This is a genomic window from Streptomyces sp. NPDC048269 (assembly GCF_040652395.1).
GTDB lineage: Bacteria > Actinomycetota > Actinomycetes > Streptomycetales > Streptomycetaceae > Streptomyces.
In genome coordinates, this window is sequence record NZ_JBEZLW010000005.1 from 218,035 (window position 1) to 238,740 (window position 20,706).

The 20,706-nt window shown below is 70.6% G+C and carries 22 protein-coding genes; 8 read left to right on the forward strand and 14 right to left on the reverse strand.

What is annotated here, in order from left to right; all coding sequences use genetic code 11:
• Positions 1-75: 75 nt before the first annotated feature.
• Positions 76-1,314: a PTS transporter subunit EIIC gene (locus AB0D48_RS08170; protein WP_362392319.1), complete on the forward strand. Its 1,239-nt coding sequence runs from the start codon at positions 76-78 to the stop codon at positions 1,312-1,314.
• Positions 1,315-1,706: 392 nt separating this feature from the next.
• Entirely contained in the window at positions 1,707-2,918 is a 1,212-nt protein-coding gene (locus AB0D48_RS08175; protein ID WP_362392322.1) for a PTS transporter subunit EIIC, read from the forward strand.
• Between the two features lie 78 nt (positions 2,919-2,996).
• Here the strand turns inward: AB0D48_RS08175 and AB0D48_RS08180 are convergent, their stop codons facing one another.
• On the reverse strand, positions 2,997-3,749 hold the full coding sequence (locus AB0D48_RS08180; RefSeq protein WP_362392055.1) for an MBL fold metallo-hydrolase: 753 nt from the start codon (positions 3,747-3,749) through the stop codon (positions 2,997-2,999).
• A 205-nt stretch (positions 3,750-3,954) separates the two neighbouring features.
• On the opposite strand from AB0D48_RS08180, the gene AB0D48_RS08185 reads away from it, so the two are divergent.
• A complete protein-coding gene (locus AB0D48_RS08185; RefSeq protein ID WP_362392057.1) occupies positions 3,955-4,374 on the forward strand; it encodes a hypothetical protein in 420 nt (139 codons plus the stop codon).
• A complete protein-coding gene (locus tag AB0D48_RS08190; RefSeq protein ID WP_362392059.1) occupies positions 4,371-4,718 on the forward strand; it encodes a DUF488 family protein in 348 nt (115 codons plus the stop codon). Before AB0D48_RS08185 ends, AB0D48_RS08190 begins: the two co-directional genes overlap by 4 nt.
• A gap of 228 nt (positions 4,719-4,946) precedes the next feature.
• Here the strand turns inward: AB0D48_RS08190 and AB0D48_RS08195 are convergent, their stop codons facing one another.
• The 8 genes from AB0D48_RS08195 to clpS form a co-directional block, all read right to left on the reverse strand.
• On the reverse strand, positions 4,947-5,897 hold the full coding sequence (locus AB0D48_RS08195) for a cysteine synthase (RefSeq protein ID WP_362392061.1): 951 nt from the start codon (positions 5,895-5,897) through the stop codon (positions 4,947-4,949).
• Positions 5,897-6,184 (reverse strand): MoaD/ThiS family protein, encoded by a 288-nt coding sequence (locus tag AB0D48_RS08200; protein ID WP_362392063.1) that lies wholly within the window; start codon positions 6,182-6,184, stop codon positions 5,897-5,899. Before AB0D48_RS08200 ends, AB0D48_RS08195 begins: the two co-directional genes overlap by 1 nt.
• Before the next feature lie 91 nt (positions 6,185-6,275).
• The gene (locus AB0D48_RS08205) at positions 6,276-6,383 is read right to left on the reverse strand and encodes a putative leader peptide (protein WP_312847437.1); all 108 of its coding nucleotides are present in this window, start codon (positions 6,381-6,383) and stop codon (positions 6,276-6,278) included.
• Between the two features lie 77 nt (positions 6,384-6,460).
• Complete coding sequence (locus AB0D48_RS08210; protein ID WP_362392065.1) at positions 6,461-6,883, reverse strand: M67 family metallopeptidase; 423 nt, start codon at positions 6,881-6,883, stop codon at positions 6,461-6,463.
• 89 nt (positions 6,884-6,972) lie between these two features.
• Positions 6,973-8,415, reverse strand: a complete 1,443-nt coding sequence (locus AB0D48_RS08215; protein WP_362392067.1) for an amino acid permease — start codon at positions 8,413-8,415, stop codon at positions 6,973-6,975.
• A 356-nt stretch (positions 8,416-8,771) separates the two neighbouring features.
• Positions 8,772-9,218: a hypothetical protein gene (locus AB0D48_RS08220; RefSeq protein ID WP_362392069.1), complete on the reverse strand. Its 447-nt coding sequence runs from the start codon at positions 9,216-9,218 to the stop codon at positions 8,772-8,774.
• A gap of 190 nt (positions 9,219-9,408) precedes the next feature.
• Positions 9,409-10,008 carry a DUF2017 domain-containing protein gene (locus AB0D48_RS08225; RefSeq protein WP_362392071.1) on the reverse strand — a complete coding sequence of 200 codons (600 nt, stop codon included), beginning with the start codon at positions 10,006-10,008 and terminating at the stop codon, positions 9,409-9,411.
• Positions 10,008-10,322 carry an ATP-dependent Clp protease adapter ClpS gene (gene clpS, locus AB0D48_RS08230; RefSeq protein ID WP_362392073.1) on the reverse strand — a complete coding sequence of 105 codons (315 nt, stop codon included), beginning with the start codon at positions 10,320-10,322 and terminating at the stop codon, positions 10,008-10,010. Before clpS ends, AB0D48_RS08225 begins: the two co-directional genes overlap by 1 nt.
• A gap of 80 nt (positions 10,323-10,402) precedes the next feature.
• On the opposite strand from clpS, the gene AB0D48_RS08235 reads away from it, so the two are divergent.
• Positions 10,403-11,731 carry a nicotinate phosphoribosyltransferase gene (locus AB0D48_RS08235; RefSeq protein ID WP_362392075.1) on the forward strand — a complete coding sequence of 443 codons (1,329 nt, stop codon included), beginning with the start codon at positions 10,403-10,405 and terminating at the stop codon, positions 11,729-11,731.
• 234 nt (positions 11,732-11,965) lie between these two features.
• A complete protein-coding gene (locus tag AB0D48_RS08240) occupies positions 11,966-12,571 on the forward strand; it encodes an isochorismatase family protein (protein WP_362392077.1) in 606 nt (201 codons plus the stop codon).
• Positions 12,572-12,597: 26 nt separating this feature from the next.
• Here the strand turns inward: AB0D48_RS08240 and AB0D48_RS08245 are convergent, their stop codons facing one another.
• Both AB0D48_RS08245 and AB0D48_RS08250 read right to left on the reverse strand, forming a co-directional pair.
• Complete coding sequence (locus AB0D48_RS08245) at positions 12,598-12,903, reverse strand: hypothetical protein (protein ID WP_362392079.1); 306 nt, start codon at positions 12,901-12,903, stop codon at positions 12,598-12,600.
• Positions 12,904-13,015: 112 nt separating this feature from the next.
• Positions 13,016-15,370 (reverse strand): immune inhibitor A domain-containing protein, encoded by a 2,355-nt coding sequence (locus tag AB0D48_RS08250; protein WP_362392325.1) that lies wholly within the window; start codon positions 15,368-15,370, stop codon positions 13,016-13,018.
• 472 nt (positions 15,371-15,842) lie between these two features.
• Here AB0D48_RS08250 and AB0D48_RS08255 point away from each other — a divergent pair, with 472 nt between their 5' ends.
• The gene (locus AB0D48_RS08255; protein ID WP_362392081.1) at positions 15,843-16,172 is read left to right on the forward strand and encodes a hypothetical protein; all 330 of its coding nucleotides are present in this window, start codon (positions 15,843-15,845) and stop codon (positions 16,170-16,172) included.
• Between the two features lie 37 nt (positions 16,173-16,209).
• On the opposite strand, the gene AB0D48_RS08260 is transcribed toward AB0D48_RS08255, so the two are convergent.
• Together AB0D48_RS08260 and AB0D48_RS08265 are read right to left on the reverse strand one after the other, a co-directional pair.
• Positions 16,210-16,941, reverse strand: coding sequence for an RDD family protein (locus AB0D48_RS08260; protein WP_362392083.1), 732 nt, complete (start codon positions 16,939-16,941; stop codon positions 16,210-16,212).
• 87 nt (positions 16,942-17,028) lie between these two features.
• Positions 17,029-18,477, reverse strand: a complete 1,449-nt coding sequence (locus tag AB0D48_RS08265) for an RDD family protein (protein WP_362392086.1) — start codon at positions 18,475-18,477, stop codon at positions 17,029-17,031.
• Between the two features lie 258 nt (positions 18,478-18,735).
• Here AB0D48_RS08265 and AB0D48_RS08270 point away from each other — a divergent pair, with 258 nt between their 5' ends.
• Positions 18,736-19,215 carry an SsgA family sporulation/cell division regulator gene (locus AB0D48_RS08270; protein ID WP_362392088.1) on the forward strand — a complete coding sequence of 160 codons (480 nt, stop codon included), beginning with the start codon at positions 18,736-18,738 and terminating at the stop codon, positions 19,213-19,215.
• A 5-nt stretch (positions 19,216-19,220) separates the two neighbouring features.
• On the opposite strand, the gene AB0D48_RS08275 is transcribed toward AB0D48_RS08270, so the two are convergent.
• Positions 19,221-20,603, reverse strand: a complete 1,383-nt coding sequence (locus AB0D48_RS08275; RefSeq protein WP_362392090.1) for an FAD-linked oxidase C-terminal domain-containing protein — start codon at positions 20,601-20,603, stop codon at positions 19,221-19,223.
• Positions 20,604-20,706: the final 103 nt, after the last annotated feature.

A 20,706-nucleotide genomic window follows, 5' to 3' on the forward strand; every position in this document is an offset into this window, starting at 1 on the left:
AGCAGTGCGAGCGGCAGCGCGAGCAGCGCCAAGGCGGCGCCGCAGCCGCAGTGGTGGAACGGTTTGTTCCAGCAGATGCAGAAGATGGGGCGGAGCCTTCAGCTGCCGATCGCCGTGCTGCCCGCCGCGGGCATCCTGAACCGCCTGGGCCAGCCGGACGTCTTCGGCAAGGACGGCCTGAACTGGACGGACGTCGCCAAGGTCATGGCGGGCGCGGGCGGGGCGCTGCTGGACGCGGACCTCGGGCTGCCGCTGCTGTTCTGCATCGGCGTCGCGATCGGCATGGCCAAGAAGGCGGACGGCTCGACCGCGCTGGCCGCGGTGGCGGGCTTCCTCGTCTACCGCGGCGTACTGCACGCCTTCGCCAAGACGTGCCCCCGGGGCACACGGGACATCGGGGGCGGCTGTCTGGGGCCGAACGACACGTTCGTCGAGTACACGTACCAGAATCCGGGGGTTTTCGGCGGCATCATCATGGGCTTGCTGGCTGCCTGGTTCTGGCAGCGCTACCACCGGGTGAAGCTGGTCGACTGGCTCGGCTTCTTCAACGGCCGCCGGCTCGTCCCGATCATCATGTCCTTCGTCGCGATCGCGTTCGCCGTGCTGTGCCTGTGGATCTGGCCGCCGGTCGGTGACGCGCTCGAGAGCTTCTCCGACTGGCTGGTGGGCCTGGGCTCGTGGGGGGCGGGCATCTTCGGCGTCGCGAACCGTGCGCTGCTGGTGATCGGTCTGCACCAGTTCCTGAACGTGCCGGTGTGGTTCCAGTTCGGCAGCTTCACGACGCCGGCGGGCCAGGTGAAGCACGGTGACATCAACATGTTCCTGGCGGGCGACCCGGAGGCGGGGCAGTTCCTGTCCGGCTTCTTCCCGATCATGATGTTCGCGCTGCCCGCGGCTGCGCTGGCGATCACGCACTGCGCGAAGCCGCTGCGGCGCAAGGAGGTCGGCGGGCTGATGCTGTCGGTCGGCCTGACGTCCTTCGTCACCGGCATCACCGAGCCGATCGAGTATTCGTTCCTCTTCGTCGCTCCCCTCCTCTACGCGGTCCACGCGCTGCTGACGGGTGTGTCGATGGCGGTGACCTGGGCCTTGGGCGTGCACGACGGCTTCAGCTTCTCGGCCGGTCTGATCGACTACGTCATCAACTGGGGTCTGGCGACGAAGCCCTGGCTGATCATTCCGATCGGCCTGTGTTTCGCGGTGGTCTATTACGCTATCTTCCGGTTCGCGATCACCAAGTTCGATCTGGCCACCCCGGGGCGGGAATCGGACGAGGAGATCGAGGAGATGCAGAAGGAGAACGTCAAGGCGTAGGCCCGCCCGGCCCGGCGGTACGCGCACGCTTCAGCCCGGCGGTACGCGCCCTCGGCCCGGCGGTACGCACCCTTCGGTCCGGCGGTGCGCCGGCCCTTCGACCTGCCGCCCGTGGCCTCGGATCCTCGGATCCGAGGGCTTCGGCCTTGTCCGAACCTCCTGTGGTGTAGACCACAAGAAATTGAAGGTTCCTTATCTAACCCTCACCGTGTTACAACTGGTCTACACCATCAATTGGTGTAGACCACGCGGGCCTGTCTGCGCCCGCGTTCCCCCCTTATACGAGACGTCGCCGTCCCCCGGCTCACCCCCTGGCGGCGCCTTGCCCACTGGAGGAAGTTGTGACCACGGCTGCCGCCCCCGCGGCGGAAAAGAAGAAGGGCGCAGGCGTGATGGCCGTCATGCAGCGCATCGGCCGGAGCCTCATGCTCCCCGTTGCGGTGCTGCCCGCCGGTGCGCTGCTCATCCGCCTCGGCCAGGACGACATGCTCGGCAAGGCATCGCTGCCCGACTTCGTCAACAAGATCGCCACGTACATGGCGGCCGGCGGAGAAGCGATCATCGTCAACATGGCGCTGCTGTTCGCCGTCGGCATCGCGATCGGCTTCGCCAAGAAGTCCGACGGTTCGACCGCACTCGCCGCGGTCACGGGCTACCTGGTCTTCTCGAAGGTCCTGGCCACCTTCACGGACTCGAGCCTGCCGCAGATCGAGAAGGTCGTCGACCACAAGGTCGTCCTGGTGGACGCCCCTGTTGACGCCAAGGTCCTCGGCGGTGTCGTGATGGGCATAGTCGTCGCGCTCCTCTACCAGAGGTTCTACCGCACCAAGCTGCCCGACTGGGCGGGCTTCTTCGGCGGCCGCCGCCTGGTTCCGATCCTCTCCGCCTTCGCGGGCCTGGTCATCGGCATCCTCTTCGGCCTGATCTGGCCGGTCCTCGGCACGGGTCTGCACAACTTCGGTGAGTGGCTGGTCGGTTCCGGCGCCGTCGGCGCGGGCATCTTCGGTGTCGCCAACCGCGCGCTGATCCCGGTCGGCATGCACCACCTGCTCAACTCCTTCCCGTGGTTCCAGGCCGGCGAGTACAACGGCAAGAGCGGCGACATCGGCCGCTTCCTCGCCGGTGACCCGACCGCCGGGCAGTTCATGACCGGCTTCTTCCCGATCATGATGTTCGCCCTTCCGGCGGCCTGCCTCGCGATCGTCCACTGCGCCCGCCCCGAGCGCCGCAAGGTCGTCGGCGGCATGATGTTCTCCCTCGCGCTCACCTCCTTCGTCACCGGTGTGACCGAGCCGATCGAGTTCACCTTCATGTTCATCGCCCCGATGCTCTACGCGATCCACGCGGTCCTCACCGGTATCTCCATGGCGCTGACCTGGGCCCTGGGCATGCGCGACGGCTTCGGGTTCTCGGCCGGTCTGGTCGACTACCTGCTGAACCTGGGCATCGCCGACAACCCGCTGGGCCTGGCGGGCGTCGGCCTCTGCTTCGCGGTCGTCTACTACTTCGTCTTCCGCTTCGCGATCACCAAGTGGAACCTCCCCACCCCGGGCCGCGAGTCCGACGAGGAGCTCGCCGAGCTGGCGAAGGCCGAGGCCAAGTAGGCCTCACCTCCTCGGATACGACGAAGCCCCCGCTCTCCCGGAAGGGAGGAGCGGGGGCTTCGTCGTACCTCGGACACCTCAGACCTCGTACACGGCGCCCGAGTACGCCAGGTCGACCGGGCCGTCGTAGACCGCGCGGGCGTCGGCGAGGTTCTGCCGCGCGTCCGTCCACGGCGGGATGTGGGTGAGGACGAGGCGGCCGACCCGGCCGCCGCGCGCGTACTCCCCGGCCTCGTGGCCGTTGAGGTGCAGGCCGGGGATGTCCTCCTTGCCGTGGGTGAAGGAGGCCTCGCAGAGGAAGAGGTCGGTGCCCTCGGCGAGGAGGCCCAGCTCCGGGCAGGTACCGGTGTCCCCGGAGTACGTGAGCGAGCGGCCGCCGTGCTCGACGCGGATGCCGTACGCCTCGACGGGGTGGCTGACCCGCTCGGTGCGGACCTGGAAGGGGCCGATCTCGAAGCTGCCGGACTTCAGCGTGCGGAAGTCGAAGACCTCGCTCATCGAGCGCTCGTCGGGCACGTCGTCGTAGGCGGTGGTCAGGCGCTTCTCGGTGCCCTCGGGGCCGAAGACGGGGATCGCGCCGCAGCGGCCGCCCTCGTGCCGGTAGAAGCGCGCGACGAAGTACGCGCACATGTCGATGCAGTGGTCGGCGTGCAGATGGCTGAGGAAGATCGCGTCGAGGTCGTAGAGCCCGATGTGGCGCTGCAGCTCGCCGAGGGCACCGTTGCCCATGTCGAGGAGCAGCCGGAAGCCGTCGGCCTCGACGAGGTAGCTCGAACAGGCCGATTCCGCGGACGGGAACGACCCCGAACAGCCGACGACGGTGAGCTTCATGGAGCGTGAACCTCCGTGGACGGTCCGTGGACGGAATGCGGGCCGTGCGTGCGTCGAGCGTAAGGCGCGAAACGGCCGGTCGCTCCTCCACGGCGGGCCGTTGTGGGGGGAATCACCTGCCCTGTCACCCGTGGGAGCGACGGCGGGCAGGGGTGTTGCCACACGTTGCCATGCCGGGGCGTTCCCGTACGGCTACGGTCGAAACATGGACACGTCCTGGTGGCCCGCGGTGGCCGCGGTCGTGGCCGTGGCGCTGGTGGTGCTGGTCGCCGGGAAACGACCGGAACTTCCCCGCCGGGCCCCGCCCGCGCACGGCGCCGGTCCGCCGCCGCGGCCGCGGCCGGGTGAGCTGTGGTCCCTGGTGGACGGGCGGGTCTGCCTGGTCCTGGCGGTGGCGCAGGTACGGGGCCACCGGGTGCGGGTCGCGTGGATCACCGGCAAGTACGACGACCGGCGCGCCGGGGTGATCCCGCTGCCGCCGGGAACGGTGGGGGCGCAGGGCCGGACGAGCTTCCTGGAGGCGGACCGGCCGGCGGAGCTGTCGCTGTGGGAGTTGCGCGGCCGGGTGGGGGTGCTGGATCCGGCGGTGTGGGACGAGGTCAAGGGGCTCGGAGGTGGCAGGTGATCCGTTTGCGGCGTGTGTACGACCCGCCGGAGCCGGAAGCGGACGGGGTCCGCGTGCTCGTGGACCGGCTGTGGCCGCGGGGCCTTTCGAAGGAGGCGGCGGGGGTGGACGAGTGGCCGCGGGCCGTTGCCCCGTCGACGGAACTGCGGAAGTGGTTCCACGGGGGCGGCTCCGCCGGGGAGTTCCGGCGGCGGTACGAGGCGGAGCTGGCCGAGCCGGAGGTGGTGGCGGAGCTGGACCGGCTGCGTGCGTGGGCCGCGGCGGGGCCGGTGACGCTGCTGACCGCGGTCAAGGATCCGGCGTCGAGTCACGCCGCGGTGCTCGCGGAGCTGCTGCGGGACTAGGCGGCGCCGGCCGCTGCGCGGGGCCCGTCCGACCGCCCCGCCCCTTCCCGAGGCCGGGCTCCGGCCATACCCGCGCCTCGAACGCCGGCGGGGCTCAAAGACCCTGGGGCTCCGCCCCAGACCCCGCGCCTCAAACGCCGGCGGGGCTGGATTGCGTGCAGCGCAATTTCAGCCCCGCCTGCGTTCGAGGCGCGGGGGTCCGGAGGCCGGCCCCCCGGCATCGGCCGGCTACGCCCAGAGCTGGCCCTGGAGGACGTCGATCGCCTCTTCCGTCGTCGCGGCCGTGTAGACGCCCGTCGACAGGTACTTCCAGCCGCCGTCGGCCACGACGAAGACGATGTCCGCCGATTCGCCCGCGGCCACCGCCTTGCGGCCGACGCCGATCGCCGCGTGCAGGGCGGCCCCGGTGGAGACACCCGCGAAGATGCCCTCCAGCTGCAGGAGCTCCCGGGTCCGGGTGACCGCGTCCGCCGAGCCCACCGAGAAGCGGGTGGTGAGGACCGACGCGTCGTAGAGCTCCGGGACGAAGCCCTCGTCCAGGTTGCGCAGGCCGTACACCAGGTCGTCGTAGCGCGGCTCGGCCGCGACGATCTTGATGCCTTCGACGTTCTCGCGCAGGTAGCGGCCGACGCCCATCAGGGTGCCGGTCGTGCCCAGGCCCGCCACGAAGTGGGTGATCGAGGGCAGGTCGGCGAGGATCTCGGGGCCCGTCGTCGCGTAGTGCGCGCCCGCGTTGTCCGGGTTGCCGTACTGGTAGAGCATCACCCAGTCGGGGTGCTCCGCCGCCAGTTCCTTGGCCACCCGCACCGCGGTGTTCGAGCCGCCGGCGGCGGGCGACGAGATGATCTCGGCTCCCCACATGGCGAGAAGGTCCCGGCGCTCCTGCGAGGTGTTCTCCGGCATCACGCAGACGATGCGGTAGCCCTTGAGCTTGGCCGCCATCGCCAGGGAGATGCCGGTGTTGCCGGAGGTGGGCTCCAGGATGGTGCAGCCGGGGTACAGCCGGCCGTCCTTCTCCGCCTGCTCGACCATGTGGAGCGCGGGGCGGTCCTTGATCGAGCCGGTCGGGTTGCGGTCCTCCAGCTTCGCCCAGATGCGGACGTCGTCCGAGGGCGACAGCCGGGGCAGCCGGACGAGCGGCGTGTTGCCGACCGCGGCCAGCGGGGAGTCGTAGCGCATTACTTCGATCCGCCGGCGACGGCCGGAAGGATGGTGACGCTGTCGCCGTCCGTGAGTTCGGTGGTGATGCCGGCGAGGAAGCGGACGTCCTCGTCGTTGAGGTAGACGTTCACGAAGCGGCGCAGCTCGCCGCCCTTCGATTCGTCGACGATGCGCTCGCGGATGCCCTTGTGGCGGGTGTCCAGGTCGGTGAACAGCTCGTCCAGGTTCGCGCCCTCACCGGACACGGACTTCTCGCCGTCGGTGTAGGTGCGGAGGATGGTGGGGATGCGGACCTCGATGGCCATGGCTGGCTCCAGTCGTGAAGGATCGTGAGGGAGGGCGTGACAACGTCAGGCGCGCGGTTCGTCGGCCCCCCGCGCTACGGGGCTCTGGTGCTCAGACGGCAGGACAGATGGCGCTGGCGAGGCGGCACAGGTCGACGTGCAGCCGCGCCACGAGCAGCAGCCTGCCGGGCGTCTCGATGCTCACGTCGTGGGAAACCATGCGGTCATGTTAACGATTCCCGCTCCCCGGTTTGGAGTGGGATCCCGCATCATGGACGCCGACTGCTCACATACTGGTCAGTAGGCTTCGACGACCTGCACTTCTTCCTCCGTGATCACACCGTCGACGATCCGGTACGAGCGGAACTGGAACTCCCCGAGGCCGTCCTTGTCGGCCGTCGACACCAGTACGTAGTGCGCGCCGGGCTCGTTCGCGTACGTGATGTCCGTACGCGAGGGGTAGGCCTCGGTCGCCGTGTGCGAGTGGTAGACGATCACCGGCTCTTCGTCACGGTCGTCCAGCTCGCGGTAGAGCTTCAGCAGGTCCTTCGAGTCGAACTCGTAGAACGTGGGCGAGCGGGCCGCGTTGAGCATCGGGATGAAGCGCTCCGGGCGGTCGGTGCCCGCCGGGCCGGCCACGACACCGCACGCCTCGTCGGGGTGGTCCTGGCGGGCGTGCTCGACGATCTGGTCGTACAGGGCCTGGGTGAGGGTCAGCATGAGCGACAGGATAAGCAGACGGGCCCACCCGTACCGAGGCGTGGTACGGGTGGGCCCGAATGGTGGACAGACCTGCGGTGGGACCTGGGTCAGGCGGCCTTGTTGAAGGCGGCGCCGGCCGGGTTGCGGGCCTTGAGGACCAGGTAGGACACACCGAGGATCAGACCCCACAGCGGGGCGCAGTACAGCGAGACGCGGGAGTCCTTGTCGATGCCCATCATCACGATGACCATGCCGATGAAGAGCAGCGCGAACCAGCTGCTCCACGGGGCGCCGGGGGCGCGGAAGGCGGACTGCGGGAGCTCGCCGCGGTCGGCCTTGGCGCGGTAGCGGATCTGGCAGACCAGGATCATGATCCAGGCCCACATGCCGGAGATGGTGGCGAAGGAGACGACGTAGTCGAAGGCCTTGCCCGGGGCGACGTAGTTGATCCAGACGCCCACCAGCATCAGCCCGGCGGAGAAGGTGGTGCCCACGAGCGGGGTGCCGCTCTTGGTGAGCTTGGTGAAGAACTTCGGGCCCTGGCCGTTGAGGGCGAGGTCGCGCAGCATGCGGCCGGTGGAGTACATGCCGGAGTTGCAGGAGGACAGGGCGGCGGTCAGGACGACGAAGTTGACGATCGCGGCGCCGACGCCGAGGCCCATCTTCTCGAAGGCCAGCACGAACGGGCTCTCGCCCGCCTTGAAGTTCGACCACGGGATGACCGACATGATCATGATGAGCGCGCCGACGTAGAAGACGGCGATGCGCCACGGCACGGTGTTGATGGCCTTGGGCAGGGTCTTCTCGGGGTCCTTGGACTCGCCGGCGGTGACGCCGACCAGCTCGACCGCGAGGAAGGCGAACATCACGATCTGCAGCGTCATCAGCGTCTCGCCGATGCCGTTGGGGAAGAAGCCGCGGTCGCTCCACAGGTTGGAGACGGAGGCGGTGGCGGCGGCGTCGGAGAAGCCGATGGTGAGGATGCCGGCGCAGATCAGGATCATGCCGACGATGGCGGTGACCTTGACCATGGAGAACCAGAACTCCAGCTCACCGAAGAGCTTCACGGAGATCAGGTTGGCGCCGTAGAGGATGACGGTGAAGATCAGCGCGTACGCCCACTGCGGGAAGCTGTCGTGGGTCCAGTACGACATGTACTTGGCGGCCGCGGTGACCTCGGTGATGCCGGTGACCACCCAGAAGAGCCAGTACGTCCAGCCGGTCGCGTAACCCCAGAACGGGCCCAGGAACTCGCGGGCGTAGTCCGAGAACGAACCGGAGACGGGGCGGTACATGAGCAGCTCGCCCAGGGCCCGCATGATGAAGAAGATGACCAGGCCCGCGATCGCGTAGGCCAGGATCAGGCTCGGTCCGGCCTTGGAGATGGCCTTGCCCGCGCCCAGGAAGAGGCCGGTGCCGATGGCTCCGCCGATCGCGATCATCTGGATCTGGCGGGCGCCGAGTGCGCGGTGGTAACCCTCGCCGTCGCCGTCGCCCTGAGTGCCCTCGCCGGGCGTCTTGCCGTGCTGCTCGACCTGCACAGAGGTCATTCTTGGTGCGCCTTTCTCCACGCCGACCCGCGCCTGCTGCAGGCTGCGGATCGGGTCCTCGATCCCCCCGGATACGGATGGAGTTGCACCCGGCGGTCAGCCGGTTCAAGCAAGCCGCGGGACATGGGTGGCGTCCCGTCGGCGGTCGTGAAGATTTATCACGTGCTTACGGGGACCGAGGGCGGGGAATGTGACGCAGGGCACAGGCATTTCAGGACAAGGGTCCTGAACTGGATCAGATCACCGCATCACGGTGATCTGATCGTTATCCGGATTTGAGCGTCCGCTGAGCGAACGGTGGCGGGAGTTCACGGAAGATCGTCGAGCGGTCGCTCAATCAGAGGCCGCCACCGCTGTCACTCGTCCGCCCCGCCGCTGTCCGCGCTGCCGTCGTCGTCCGAGGCGCCGTCGTCCGAGGCGCCGTCGTCCGAGGCGCCGTCGTCCGAGGCGCCGTCGTCCGAGGCGCCGTCGTCCGAGGCGCCGTCGTCCGAGGCGTCGTCGTCGGTCACCGTGTCCTCAGCGGGACCCAGACCGTCCTCGAGGATCGTCTCCGGACGGATCTCCTCCCCCGTGGTGTCGTCCTCCGCGGGACCCAGACCGTCCTCGAGGATCGTCTCCGGACGGATCTCCTCGCCCGTGGCGTCGTCCTCGTCAGGGTCGTCGGCGGCCGGGGCCACGCTCACCGCGGCCGATGGGGCCGCCATCGCCGTCGTGGCGGGGAGGACGGCGCCTCCTGCGGCCGCCGCGGCCACCATCGCCACGATGCTCAGACGGACGGACCTCTTCCGGGTGATGCGAGACATGGACTTCCTCCCACTGGCGGTGATTCGGCGCCTTGTGCGCCCGGTGCCTCTGTTCCTTCCGGGGATTCCGGTGAGGCCCGCACCTCCAGTAGGCCGGAGTCACCCGCCAGGGTCATGCTCCGACATCTCGGGGCTTGACGCCGCCGGGGGCGACGGCTGAAAGGCCGGCGCTACGGGGCGCAGTCACTTCTCAGAGGGTCTCGATGAGGGTCTCCTGGAGACCGCCGAGCCAGAGGTACGCCATCACCATCGGCTTGCGCGGATCGTCGTCCGGCAGCCGGAAGAGCGCCTCGCTCTCGTCGTCCTCGGTGATGTCGAGCCGGGCCGCGAGGGTCAGCCGCAGGTCGTTGAGGGCGCCGAGCCAGCGCAGCGGCAGCTCCCCGGTCAGCTCCAGGACCGCCGCCCCGTCGCCGGCCGGCGTGAGCCCGTCCAGGCTGCGTACGACGGCCAGCGCGTCCTCCCGCTTGCGGGTGCGCAGGTCGTTCTCGGTGAAGCGGCGGAACTCCGCCGAGCGGGCGCGCAGCTCCTCGGGGTCCTCCGCGGGCTCCGCGCCCGGCCCGCCGTACGCGTCGGGGAAGAGCCGTGCCAGTGCCGGGTCGGACGGGGGCTCGGTCGGGCCGTCGGCGGCGAACAGAGCGGCCAGCGGGTCCGCGTCCTCGGCGGGCTCCGGCTCGCCCGGCCCGATCAGCTCCAGCAGCTGGACGGCCAGGGACCGCAGGATGGAGATCTCGATCTCCTCGAGCGCGATGGTCGCGCCGCCGCCCTTGCGGGACTGGAACGTGCCGCCCATCAGGTGCGGTCCTGGGAGAGGGTCGCCCACAGGCCGTAGCCGTGCATGGCCTGCACGTCGCGCTCCATTTCCTCGCGGCTGCCGCTGGACACGACCGCCCGTCCCTTGTGGTGTACGTCGAGCATCAGCTTGTGCGCCACGTCCTTCGAGTAGCCGAAGTACGCCTGGAACACGTACGCCACGTAGCTCATGAGGTTGACCGGGTCGTTGTGCACCAGGGTCACCCAGGGGACGTCGGGTTCCGGGACCGCGAAGGTCTCTTCGGCCGACTCGGTGCGTTCGATCTCTACGGGAGCAACACTCACTTGTCCCATGCTGCCACCGTGACGGCCCGGTCGCACAAACGGGTCCTACATCTCGTCACTTTGACGAAATGTGCGCTAGCATCCGTGTCATGAACCCTGCGGACCTGGGCCTGCCGGTGGACGTGCCGTCGACAGCGCTCTTCACGGACCATTACGAGCTCACGATGCTGCAGGCCGCCCTGGCGAACGGCACCGCCGGCCGCCGCTCGGTCTTCGAGGCGTTCACCCGCCGGCTGCCCGAGGGGCGTCGCTACGGCGTGGTGGGCGGCACCGGCCGGGTGCTCGACGCGGTGGAGAACTTCCGCTTCGACAGCGCGGTGCTGGAATTCCTGCGCGAGCGGGCCGTCGTCGACATGCGGACCCTGGACTGGCTGTCCTCGTACCGCTTCTCGGGCGACATCTGGGGCTATCCGGAGGGGGAGGTCTACTTCCCCGGCTCGCCGATCCTGCGGGTCGAGGGCAGCTTCGCCGAGTGCGTGCTGCTGGAGACCGTGATCCTGTCGATCCTGAACCACGACTCGGCGATCGCGGCGGCGGCTTCCCGCATGTCCTCGGCGGCCGGCGAGCGCCCGCTGATCGAGATGGGCGCGCGGCGCACGCACGAGCTGGCCGCGGTGGCCTCGGCGCGGGCCGCGTACGTGGGCGGCTTCACCTCGACCTCGGACCTCGCGGCCGGCTTCCGGTACGGGATCCCCACGGTCGGCACGAGCGCCCACGCCTTCACCCTGGTGCACGACAGCGAGCGCGACGCGTTCACCGCGCAGGTGGCCTCGCTGGGCGGCGGGACGACGCTGCTGGTGGACACGTACGACGTGGCCGAGGCCGTACGGACGGCCGTGGAGATCGCCGGCACCGGGCTGGGTGCGGTCCGCATCGACTCGGGCGACCTGCTGCTGGTGGCCCACCGGGTGCGGCAGCAGCTGGACGAGCTGGGCGCGACCGGGACGAAGATCGTTGTCACCTCGGACCTGGACGAGTACGCCATCGCCTCGCTCGCGGCGGCACCGGTTGACGCGTACGGGGTGGGCACGCAGCTGGTGACGGGCAGCGGGCACCCGACGTGCTCGATGGTCTACAAGCTGGTGGCGCGGGCGACGTCGGCGGACCCGAAGGCGCCGCTGCTGCCGGTGGCGAAGAAGTCCACCGGCGGGAAGACCTCGATCGGCGGGCGCAAGTGGGCGGCCCGGCGGCTCGACGCGGAGGGCGTCGCCGAGGCCGAGGTCGTCGGGACGGGGCCGGTGCCGTCCGCCCTGGCCGACTCGCAGCTGCTGGTCGAGCTGGTGAAGGGCGGCGAGGTGGTCGCCCGCGAGCCGCTCGAGGCCGCGCGTGAGCGCCACCGCGCTGCCCGCGCCGCGCTTCCGCTCTCCGCGATGCAGCTCTCGCGCGGCGAAGCCGTGATCCCGACGGAGTACGCGTAGCGGCGGACGCGACACCGGCGCCGGGGCTCCGCCGCAGGCCCTCCGGGCCTCACACGCCCCAGGACTCCGTCCGGGGCCCCGGGGGCTGAATCGGCCCGCGCGGCGTTCGGGGGCGCGGGCGCGCAGCGCCGTACGGGCATGGGGCAGAGCCCCAGTTTCGGGAAGGGGCGGGGTGGGGGAAGAGCCCCCGCGGGGCCCCGCCGCCGCACACCACCACGAGCCGAAGGACACGTCATGCACCGCGCACTGATCGTCGTCGACGTACAGAACGACTTCTGCGAAGGCGGCAGCCTCGCAGTCGCCGGCGGGGCCGACGTCGCCGCCGCCATCACCGAGCTCATCGGGCAGGCCACCCCCGGTTACCGGCACGTCGTCGCCACCCGTGACCACCACATCGACCCCGGCGGCCACTTCGCGCACCCCCCGGCCGAGCCGGACTACGAGACCTCCTGGCCCGTGCACTGCGTCGCCGGGACCGAGGGCGTGGGGTTCCACCCGAACTTCGCCCCGGCCGTGGCATCGGGCTCCGTCGCCGCCGTCTTCGACAAGGGCGCGTACGAGGCCGCGTACAGCGGGTTCGAGGGCACCGACGAGAACGGCGTCGGGCTCACCGACTGGCTGCGGGAGCGGCACGTCACCGAGGTGGACGTGGTGGGGATCGCCACCGACCACTGCGTCAGGGCCACCGCCCTGGACGCGGCCCGCGCCGGCTTCACCACCCGCGTGCTGCTGGACCTGACGGCCGCCGTGGCCCCGCACACCACCGCACGGGCCCTGGACGAGCTCCGTGCGGCCGGCGTGGCCCTGATCGGCGGCCAGACGGGCCAGGGCGCCCTCTAGGGGGCCACGGCCCGGCCCGGGGCCCTCTAGGGGGTGCCCAGCAGGGCCCGGATGGGGTGCCAGAGCTCCTGGGCGCGGTCGGGCGCGCCGCGCCACAGCAGGCCGTCCGGGTGGTGCAGGACGGCCGTGACCTCGTCCGGGGTCGGAGGCTGGGCGTTGCCCCGCAGGTACACCGCCCGCATGCCGAGGTTCCGCAGCCTGGTCAGGGCGCGGGCACGGTTCGCGGCATGCACCAGCACGCGGACATTTCCACACTCTCCGGACGGCCTGGGCAGCGTGAGCGCGACCACCACGCTGCCGCCTGGCAATCTGACGAAACCTCCACCGGGCACGGCAGTCATCTCCCCCGTCAATAAGAAACTCGTACCGCGCATCTAAACGCGATCGGCCGCCGCCCGCTAGGGGGCGACGGCCGATCATGCTTTGACCTGCGGTTTTACCGAATTACTTCGAGGAGGGGCCGACCTCGACCGTCATGACGAGACCGTCGTAGGTCTCCTTGGCGATCTTGATCTTGGTGTTGGTGTCAGTGACCTTCACCGAGCCGGTCGGGTTCTCGTCGTAGTAGTACTTGCCCTTGTGGTCGTCGAAGACCAGGTTGGCGGGCTTCGGCTTCAGGAACAGCGCCTCGCCGTTCTTGTGCAGCGTGAACGCGTCCGTCGAGTAGGCGCTGAACGTCGCGTCGTACGGCTGGATCTTGTTCCGCAGCAGGGTGCCGTCCGCCCACTTCATGGGCTTGGCGTTGGCGTCGATCGGCAGGATCAGACCCTGGCCCGGGTGCTGGCTGGTGTTGTTGTCCTTCTGGGAGGTGTCCCACTGCCAGATGAGCAGACCGTCCTGGTACGGGTAGTGCTCGACCCAGTCCGGCTTGGTGTTGCCGAAGCCGAAGTTGTACGGGCCGACCTGGAGGGTCTTGTCGTACGAGACGTAGCGGCGGTTCTCGGCCAGGTAGTACTGCGCGTACTCCTTGGTGAAGCCGGCGCCGATGCGCGAGAAGCCCTTGCCGGTCCAGCCGTTGTCGCCGTTCTCGGCGCCGTCGGTGAACAGCGCGGAGCCGTCCGCGGTCAGGGTGACGGCGTCGGCCGTGAAGCCCTTGCCGCCCGCGCCGCCGTCCGTCTGGTAGCGGAAGCGGAGGTCGATCTTCTTGCCCGCGTAGGCGTCGAGCGGGAAGTTCAGGTTCTTCCAGGCGCCCGAGACACCGGTCAGCGACGGGCTGCCGGAGGCGTCGGCCGGGATGGCCGTGCCGTCGGCGGTGCCGGCGAGGGCGGTCCAGTTGGCGCCGCCGTCCGTGGACACCTCGGTGTAGAGGAAGTCGTAGTCGGCCTCGATGTCCCACCAGCCCTTGAGGGACAGCGCGGCGGACGTCTTGCCCGTCAGGTCGACCGACCGGGTGAGGGTGTTCTTGAGGTCGTCACCCATGTTGCTCCACCACTGCGAGGAGCCCTCGGCGGGAGCGACGACGTCGGTCTTGACCTGCTTCTTCGGCAGCTCGACGACCAGCGCCTGCTTGTCGCTGGTGTTGAACTCCGAAACGCCCAGCTTGTGGGTGGACTTCGTCGCGGCCTTGGCCTTGTCGTAGTTCAGCCAGCCCAGCTGGAGCTTGTCCCAGGCGGTCATGTCGCCCGGGAGGTCGCCTATGGAGTCCTTGCCCGTGCCGAGCCAGGAACCGGCCGACATCAGGGACCAGAAGCCGACCGAGTTGTCGCCGCCACCGGAGGTGTCGTAGAGGTCCGGCAGACCGAGGTCGTGGCCGTACTCGTGCGCGAAGACGCCGAGGCCGCCGTTCTCCGGCTGCATCGTGTAGTCGCCGACCCAGATGCCGGTGTCACCGATCTGGGTACCGCCGGCCTTGTTGTTGTCCGGGCCGGTCTTGCCGGCCGCGGTGCCGTAGGCGTACCAGCGGTGGGCCCACAGCGCGGTCGTGCCCTGCACGCCGCCGCCGGCCGACTCGTCCTCGCCCGCGTGGACGATCTGGAAGTGGTCGATGTAGCCGTCGGGCTCGTTGAAGTTGCCGTCGCCGTCGAAGTCGTAGCGGTCCCACTGGTCGTACTGGGCCAGCTGCGCCTTGATCTGGGCGTCGGTCTTCCCGGCCTTCTTCTGGGCCTCGGTCCACGCCGTGACGCCGTCCTTGACGGTGTCCCAGACGTTGGAGCAGTTGGTCTGGCCGCAGTAGTTGGAGCCGTAACGACCCTCGTTGTACGGGACCTTGACCCAGTCGGCGACCTCGCCCTCGACCGAGTAACGGCCCGAGGAGGTCTTCTCGTAGTAGGTCTTCAGCGAGTCCTTGCCCTGACCGGTAGCGAAGTACAGGTCCTGGAAGTAGTCGCGGCTGAAGTCCTTGCGCCAGGCGGTGCTGTTGTCGCCGGCGCGGTCGGGCTGGGCGATCGTGTTGTGCATCGGCCCGGGGGTGCCGCCGTACTTCGGAACGGCAGGCTTCGGGCCGGGGCCGTCCGGGTCGAACATGGTCGTGTTGTCGACCTGGTCGCCGAACTCGACGAGGATCGTGAAGATCTTGTCGGTCTTCTCACGGCCGAGCTCGACGTACTTCTTGTCGTCGAGCTTGACGACCTTGGAGGCGCCGCGCTGCTCGACGCCCTTCTTGCCGGCCAGCACCTGGTCGAGAGCAGCCTTGCGCTGCGCCGCCTGCTGCTCGCTGAACGGGCCCTTCAGGTCGTGCTCGACGACCTTGGCAGGAGCGGTCGGGTCCTGCCGGTCGGCGGCGGGCGCCCCGAGCGGACTGGGGTTGGCCTGGGCTGCGGTGACGGTGAAGAAGGTGGCACTGGTCGCGCAGGCGGCCATGGTCACGGTGACGGCGGCAGCACGAAGCGCACGCCGACGGGCGGAATTGCTGGTCACTTGATGTCGTTCCCCTCCCGCGGCCGCAACGTAGGTCGGAACTTCTCCATAGGAGCGGGGGGTTCCGCGCGGCGCGCGTCTCAAGTGACGACATTTGACCGGAGAGTCGAGAGAAAAGACAGACCTTGACTTGTTCCTTACAACTGCACTATGCGGTCAGCGAGTTCCGCTATTCGGACGTTCGGCCGCCATACGGGGCGAAGGGTGCTTCCCGCCCGCCCCCCACATGCCTCAGCACGGCATTTCGGGCAGGGCGCGGTGCGAAGAATGACCCCGTGCGCCCCCCGTGCTCCGGCACCGTGGGTTAGGTCACGCTTACCGGCGGTTCCTCTCGGGCATTCCCCGTCGTAGAGTCACTTGACGCGCGACCTAGTTGAGCCGACTCCCCCTCCCCTCCCTGAGGACGGATATCGCCATGCCGCGTCCGACTGCCGCACAGCTCGCCTACGGGTCCGCCACCGTCGTCGTGTCGACGATCGCCATGCTGCTGCTCTCGCAGACGAGTACGGGGCTCGGGATCGCGGTCATCTCCGCGGCCGCCCTGGGGCTCGGTCTGCTCGTCGCCGTCACCGTGCCCCACCCCAGGCGCCGCGGCCGCCACGCGGCCCCTACGGGCGCTCCTGCGGCCACCGCAGCCCCGGCCCCCGCGTCCGCCCCCTCCCGCGTCTCCTACGCGGACGCGCCGGCGGCCACCCGGGTACCGGAACCCCGAGCGGCCGCCGCCGAACACTCCGTTCACCACTGAGCCCTGAACTCTGAGCCCGACAGGGCCCCGGCGGGCCTCAGGTCGCCTGGACCACCACCGTCCTGCCGACCTTGTCGTGCAGGCCCTGCTTGTACGGCTTGTCGACGAGGATCGAGATCACCAGCGCGATCGGCCACAGGCAGAAGCAGCAGATCAGCGTCGGCAGCCAGAGGACGGCGGCCCGGGCGAGCGCCGGGTTCGACTGCGGGACGCTGCCGTCGTTGAGCATCGCCACGCGCAGGCCCATCGCCTTCTTGCCGACGGTCTGCCCGCTCTTCTTGGTGAACCACCAGTCGTAGCCGACGTACGCGACGATCGAGATCAGCGTCATGATCAGGCCGCTGCCGCTGTAGGACTTGGTGATGACCTCGGTGACGTCCTCGCCCTTGTTCGTCTCGACGGTGTACCGGTTCGTGCCGAACGCCAGCTGGATGAGGAACAGCGGCACGGCGATGATCACCACGTCGATGATGCGGGCGGCGAGCCGCTTGCCGAAGTCGGCGAGCGGGGGCATCCCGGCGAGCGGATCGGGCATGCCGTAGCCGCCGCCACCGCCGTACGGGTCGCCGCCACCTCCGTACGGGGGCGGGGGTGGCGGGTATCCGCCACCACCGCCGCCTCCGGGGGGCGGGGGCGGATACCCGCCACCGCCACCGGGTGGAGATGCGTCGTACGGCGAACCGCCCGACGGAGGCGTCGGTTCCTGGGGCTTCTTGAGGAACGGGTCTTCCTCGGGCGGCTCGCCGGGCGGCGGCTGATCGGTACTCATGGCCCGAGTCGAACCCGACTCCGCCGACCCCGCAACGGGAGGCTGTCCATCCGGGGGACGGGCCCGTCCCGGGGGGCTCGGCGGGGCTCAGCGGGCCACGTACGTCTTGGCCGCCTTGTCGTGCCAGGCCTGGCGGCGCGGGCGGTCCACGAGGCACCAGAGGCAGCCCGGGAGGCCGAGGAGCGCGAACACCAGCCAGCGGCGCAGGGCCGCGCCGAAGGTGGGCGGGCGCAGGGTGGCGGTGGCCAGCACCCGGACGCCGAGCAGCTTCTTGCCCGGGGTGCGGCCCCAACGGGCGGTGGGCAGGGCCTCGTAGAAGACGCCGAAGAGCAGGACCGCGCCGAGGACCAGGCCGATCTGGCCGGCGATGGTGCCGTCGAACAGCCAGACGGTGGTGGTGCGGCCGCTGGTCCGGGCGGCGTCCACCTTGTCCTGGATGTGGGCGGTGGCGGCGGGCAGGAGGGGCCGCGCGGCGGCCGCCGCGACCGCCGCGAGGACCAGGGAGTCCAGGGCGCGGGCCACGGCCCGGCGCACCAACGCGGCGGGGCGTACGGCCCGCTCGGCCATCCGCTCGAACACGGCCCGGGGCGTACGGGTCTCCTCGGACCGGGGCTCGGCCGGGGCGGCCGGCCTGCTCGCCGGAGCCGAGGGACGGGCTCCGCCGGTCCGGGGGTGCCAGGGCTCGGGCCGGGACGCCTCGGCCGGCGGGGCCTCGGCGGGGGCGGCGGCCCTGGCGGGGCCCGGCCGGGACGCGGCCGGGGCCGGAGCCGGGGAGCGTCGTACGGGCGCTTCCCGCCGGGACGGTTCGGCGGGCTCGGCGGGCTCGGGACGCGGCCGCGCCGGACGGACCGACTCGGACGGGGGCGCCGCCGGGGCGGCCGCCGCCTCGGGCCAGGAGGTCGTCAGGCCGGACCCGCCGGAGCCGCTGCCACCGGGGGCGTCGGGCCACGCCTGAACAGGGGCCCGGGTGGAAGCCGGTGCCTGGGTGGAAACCGGTGCCGGAGAGGGAGCCGGTGCCGCCGCCGGGGAGCGGGCCGACAGGATCCCGGCCGCGGCCTGGGCCGGGAACCGCTGGACCGGTGCGCCGTCCGCCGCGGCGGACGGCGTACGGGCCAGGGAGATGCCGGGGCCCGGGGCCGGAGCCGCGGCCGCCGGTTCCGGCGGGCTGCCCCACGAGACGCGGTGGTCGCGCGGGCCGCCGAATCCGGCCTGGTGGACGCGGTCGGCCTGCCACACTGCCTGCTCGGCGACCCGCTCGGCGACCGGCCCAGCGACCGGCCGAATCTCCGGTTCCGCCTCCGGTTCCCGTTCCGGTTCGGGTGCGGGCGCCGCCGGCGCCTCCGTCACCGACGTCCGGTCCAGGAACACCGGCCCCGTCTCCTCGACGGGCGCGGCGGGGGCAGGGGCAGGGGCAGGACGGCTCGTACCCGGAACCCAGGCGGCACCGTTCCAGTACCGGACGTACCCGGGGATGGAGGGATCCGGGTAGTAGCCCTCGCGGGCCGCGTGCTCGCCGTCACCAGGGGAGGCCGTCAATGTCCCCAACTCCGATCGTGGCTTGAGGCATGTGCAGGGCAGGACCATAGCCAAGAACCGCCCCCCGAGAGCCCGGGTAACGGGAGATTGTCAACCTTTGAGCGAACCTCGGGCCATGCGAATGTTTTCGGTCACCCGACAGAATTCGGCCAACCTTCGATTCCCCACCCGAAGTCGCGTCATACCCGGGTACACCAGAGCTCTCTCCGGGTGTGGGGCGCTATCCGGCCCCGGGCACCGAACCGAAGTGAGGCCGTCATGCACCACCCCGTCATCGAGCGCGAGCTGGAACTGAAGCTGGTCCTGTCCCCCGAGCGCAGCATCCCCGTACCCGCCCGGCTCCTCTACCTCACGGACGACCCGTACGCCGTCCACATCACCTTCCACACCGGCTCCAGCGCCCCCGTCAACTGGACGTTCGCCCGCGAGCTGCTGGTCGAGGGCGTGTTCCGCCCGTGCGGGCACGGCGACGTCCGGATCTGGCCCACCAAGATCGACAACAAGGCCGTGCTCTGCATGGCCCTCAGCTCGCCCGACGGCGACGCTCTGCTGGAGGCCCCCGCCACCTCCGTGTCGGCCTGGCTGGAGCGCACCCTGCGCATCGTCCCGCCCGGCACCGAGGCCGAGCGGCTCGGCCTGGACGCGGCCCTGGCCGAACTGCTCACCCCGGCCCCGGCCGACGAGCTGTGGCTGCGCGACCCCTGGCCGTCGGACGAGTCGGCGGACGGGGAGCTGTGATGCCGTCAGAAGAGCTTGCCCGGATTGAGCAGGCCCAGCGGGTCGAAGGCCTGTTTGACGGCGCGGTGCATCTCCAGGCCGACCGGGCCGAGTTCGCGGGCGAGCCACTCCTTCTTCAGGATCCCGACGCCGTGTTCGCCGGTGATCGTCCCGCCAAGCTCCAGTCCGAGCGCCATGATCGCGTCGAAGGACTCGCGCGCCCGTCGCGTCTCGTCCTCGTCGGCCGGGTCGAAGCAGACCACGGGGTGCGTGTTGCCGTCGCCCGCGTGCGCGCAGACCCCGATGAGCAGGTCGTGCGAGCGGGCGATGGCGGCCGTCCCGTCCAGCATCTCGGCGAGCCGGGAGCGCGGTACGCACACGTCGTCGATCATCGTGGCGGGCCGTAGCGTCTCCAGGGCGGTCAGCGACATCCGGCGCGCCTGGAGCAGCAGTTCGGACTCGGCCTCGTCCTCGGCGGGCACCACGGCGGTGGCGCCGGCGGCCGTGCAGAGCTTCCCCACCGCCGCGAGGTCCTCGGGGGCGTGCGGGGTGTCGAAGGCGGCGAGCAGCAGGGCCTCGGTGGTGTCGGGCAGTCCCATCTTGCCGAGCGCGTTGACGGCCCGGACGGTCGTGCGGTCCATCAGCTCCAGCAGGGAGGGTGTCAGCCCCGCTTCCATGACGGCGCAGACGGCCGCGCAGGCGGCCGCGGCGGAGGGGAACTCGGCGGCCAGCGCGAGCTGCCGGGGTGGCGCGGGCCGCAGGGCGAGGACGGCCTGGACGACGACGCCGAGGCTGCCCTCGGAGCCGACGAAGAGCCGGGTGAGGTCGTATCCGGCGACGCCCTTGGCGGTACGCCGGCCCGTGCTCAGCAGCCGTCCGTCGGCCAGGACCACGTCGAGGCCGAGGACGTACTCGGCGGTGACCCCGTACTTGACGCAGCACAGCCCGCCGGAGGCGGTGCCGATGTTGCCGCCGATGGTGCACTGTTCCCAGCTGGAGGGGTCGGGCGGGTAGTACAGGCCCTGTTCGGCGACGGCCCGCGAGAGCACGGCGTTGACGACGCCCGGCTCGACGACGGCGATCCGGTCGACGGCGGAGACCTCCAGGATCCGGTCCATCTTGACGAGCGAGAGCACGATGCAGCCGTCGGAGGCGCTGGCGGCGCCCGACAGGCCCGTGCGGGCGCCCTGCGGGACCACGGGGACCTGTAGGGCGGTGGCGGTGCGCATGACGTGCCGGACCTGTTCGACGGTCCGGGGCAGGACGACGACGGCCGGGGTGCCGGCGGCGCAGAAGCCGGCCATGTCGGTGGCGTAGGAGGCGGTCACCTGGGGATCGGTGAGCAGGGCCTCGGCGGGCAGCCCTGCCAGCAGGCGTGTGCGCAGACGGGCGGAGAGATCGTCATCCATGGGTCCAGCGTGGCACCGGGTGGGGGCACCTTCCCAGTGGTAGCTGGGGGACCATCGGTGTGAACACGGCCGCGACCGGCTTCGGACATCTCGGCGTGCTCTT

Bases quoted from the DNA above. Each gene is read 5' to 3' on its own strand.
- AB0D48_RS08185 (WP_362392057.1), top strand. From the start codon at position 3,955: ATGGACACGTCCTGGTGGCCCGCGGTGGCCGCGGTCGTGGCCGTGGCG.
- AB0D48_RS08175 (WP_362392322.1), top strand. From the start codon at position 1,707: ATGGCCGTCATGCAGCGCATCGGCCGGAGCCTCATGCTCCCCGTTGCG.
- AB0D48_RS08255 (WP_362392081.1), top strand. From the start codon at position 15,843: ATGCCGCGTCCGACTGCCGCACAGCTCGCCTACGGGTCCGCCACCGTC.
- AB0D48_RS08275 (WP_362392090.1), bottom strand. From the start codon at position 20,603: ATGGATGACGATCTCTCCGCCCGTCTGCGCACACGCCTGCTGGCAGGG.
- AB0D48_RS08205 (WP_312847437.1), bottom strand. From the start codon at position 6,383: ATGGTTTCCCACGACGTGAGCATCGAGACGCCCGGCAGGCTGCTGCTC.
- AB0D48_RS08215 (WP_362392067.1), bottom strand. From the start codon at position 8,415: ATGACCTCTGTGCAGGTCGAGCAGCACGGCAAGACGCCCGGCGAGGGC.
- AB0D48_RS08180 (WP_362392055.1), bottom strand. From the start codon at position 3,749: ATGAAGCTCACCGTCGTCGGCTGTTCGGGGTCGTTCCCGTCCGCGGAA.
- AB0D48_RS08225 (WP_362392071.1), bottom strand. From the start codon at position 10,008: ATGGGCGGCACGTTCCAGTCCCGCAAGGGCGGCGGCGCGACCATCGCG.
- AB0D48_RS08200 (WP_362392063.1), bottom strand. From the start codon at position 6,184: ATGGCCATCGAGGTCCGCATCCCCACCATCCTCCGCACCTACACCGAC.
- AB0D48_RS08240 (WP_362392077.1), top strand. From the start codon at position 11,966: ATGCACCGCGCACTGATCGTCGTCGACGTACAGAACGACTTCTGCGAA.
- AB0D48_RS08250 (WP_362392325.1), bottom strand. From the start codon at position 15,370: ATGGCCGCCTGCGCGACCAGTGCCACCTTCTTCACCGTCACCGCAGCC.
- AB0D48_RS08195 (WP_362392061.1), bottom strand. From the start codon at position 5,897: ATGCGCTACGACTCCCCGCTGGCCGCGGTCGGCAACACGCCGCTCGTC.
- AB0D48_RS08170 (WP_362392319.1), top strand. From the start codon at position 76: ATGCAGAAGATGGGGCGGAGCCTTCAGCTGCCGATCGCCGTGCTGCCC.
- AB0D48_RS08235 (WP_362392075.1), top strand. From the start codon at position 10,403: ATGAACCCTGCGGACCTGGGCCTGCCGGTGGACGTGCCGTCGACAGCG.
- AB0D48_RS08270 (WP_362392088.1), top strand. From the start codon at position 18,736: ATGCACCACCCCGTCATCGAGCGCGAGCTGGAACTGAAGCTGGTCCTG.
- AB0D48_RS08210 (WP_362392065.1), bottom strand. From the start codon at position 6,883: ATGCTGACCCTCACCCAGGCCCTGTACGACCAGATCGTCGAGCACGCC.
- AB0D48_RS08220 (WP_362392069.1), bottom strand. From the start codon at position 9,218: ATGTCTCGCATCACCCGGAAGAGGTCCGTCCGTCTGAGCATCGTGGCG.
- clpS (WP_362392073.1), bottom strand. From the start codon at position 10,322: ATGGGACAAGTGAGTGTTGCTCCCGTAGAGATCGAACGCACCGAGTCG.
- AB0D48_RS08260 (WP_362392083.1), bottom strand. From the start codon at position 16,941: ATGAGTACCGATCAGCCGCCGCCCGGCGAGCCGCCCGAGGAAGACCCG.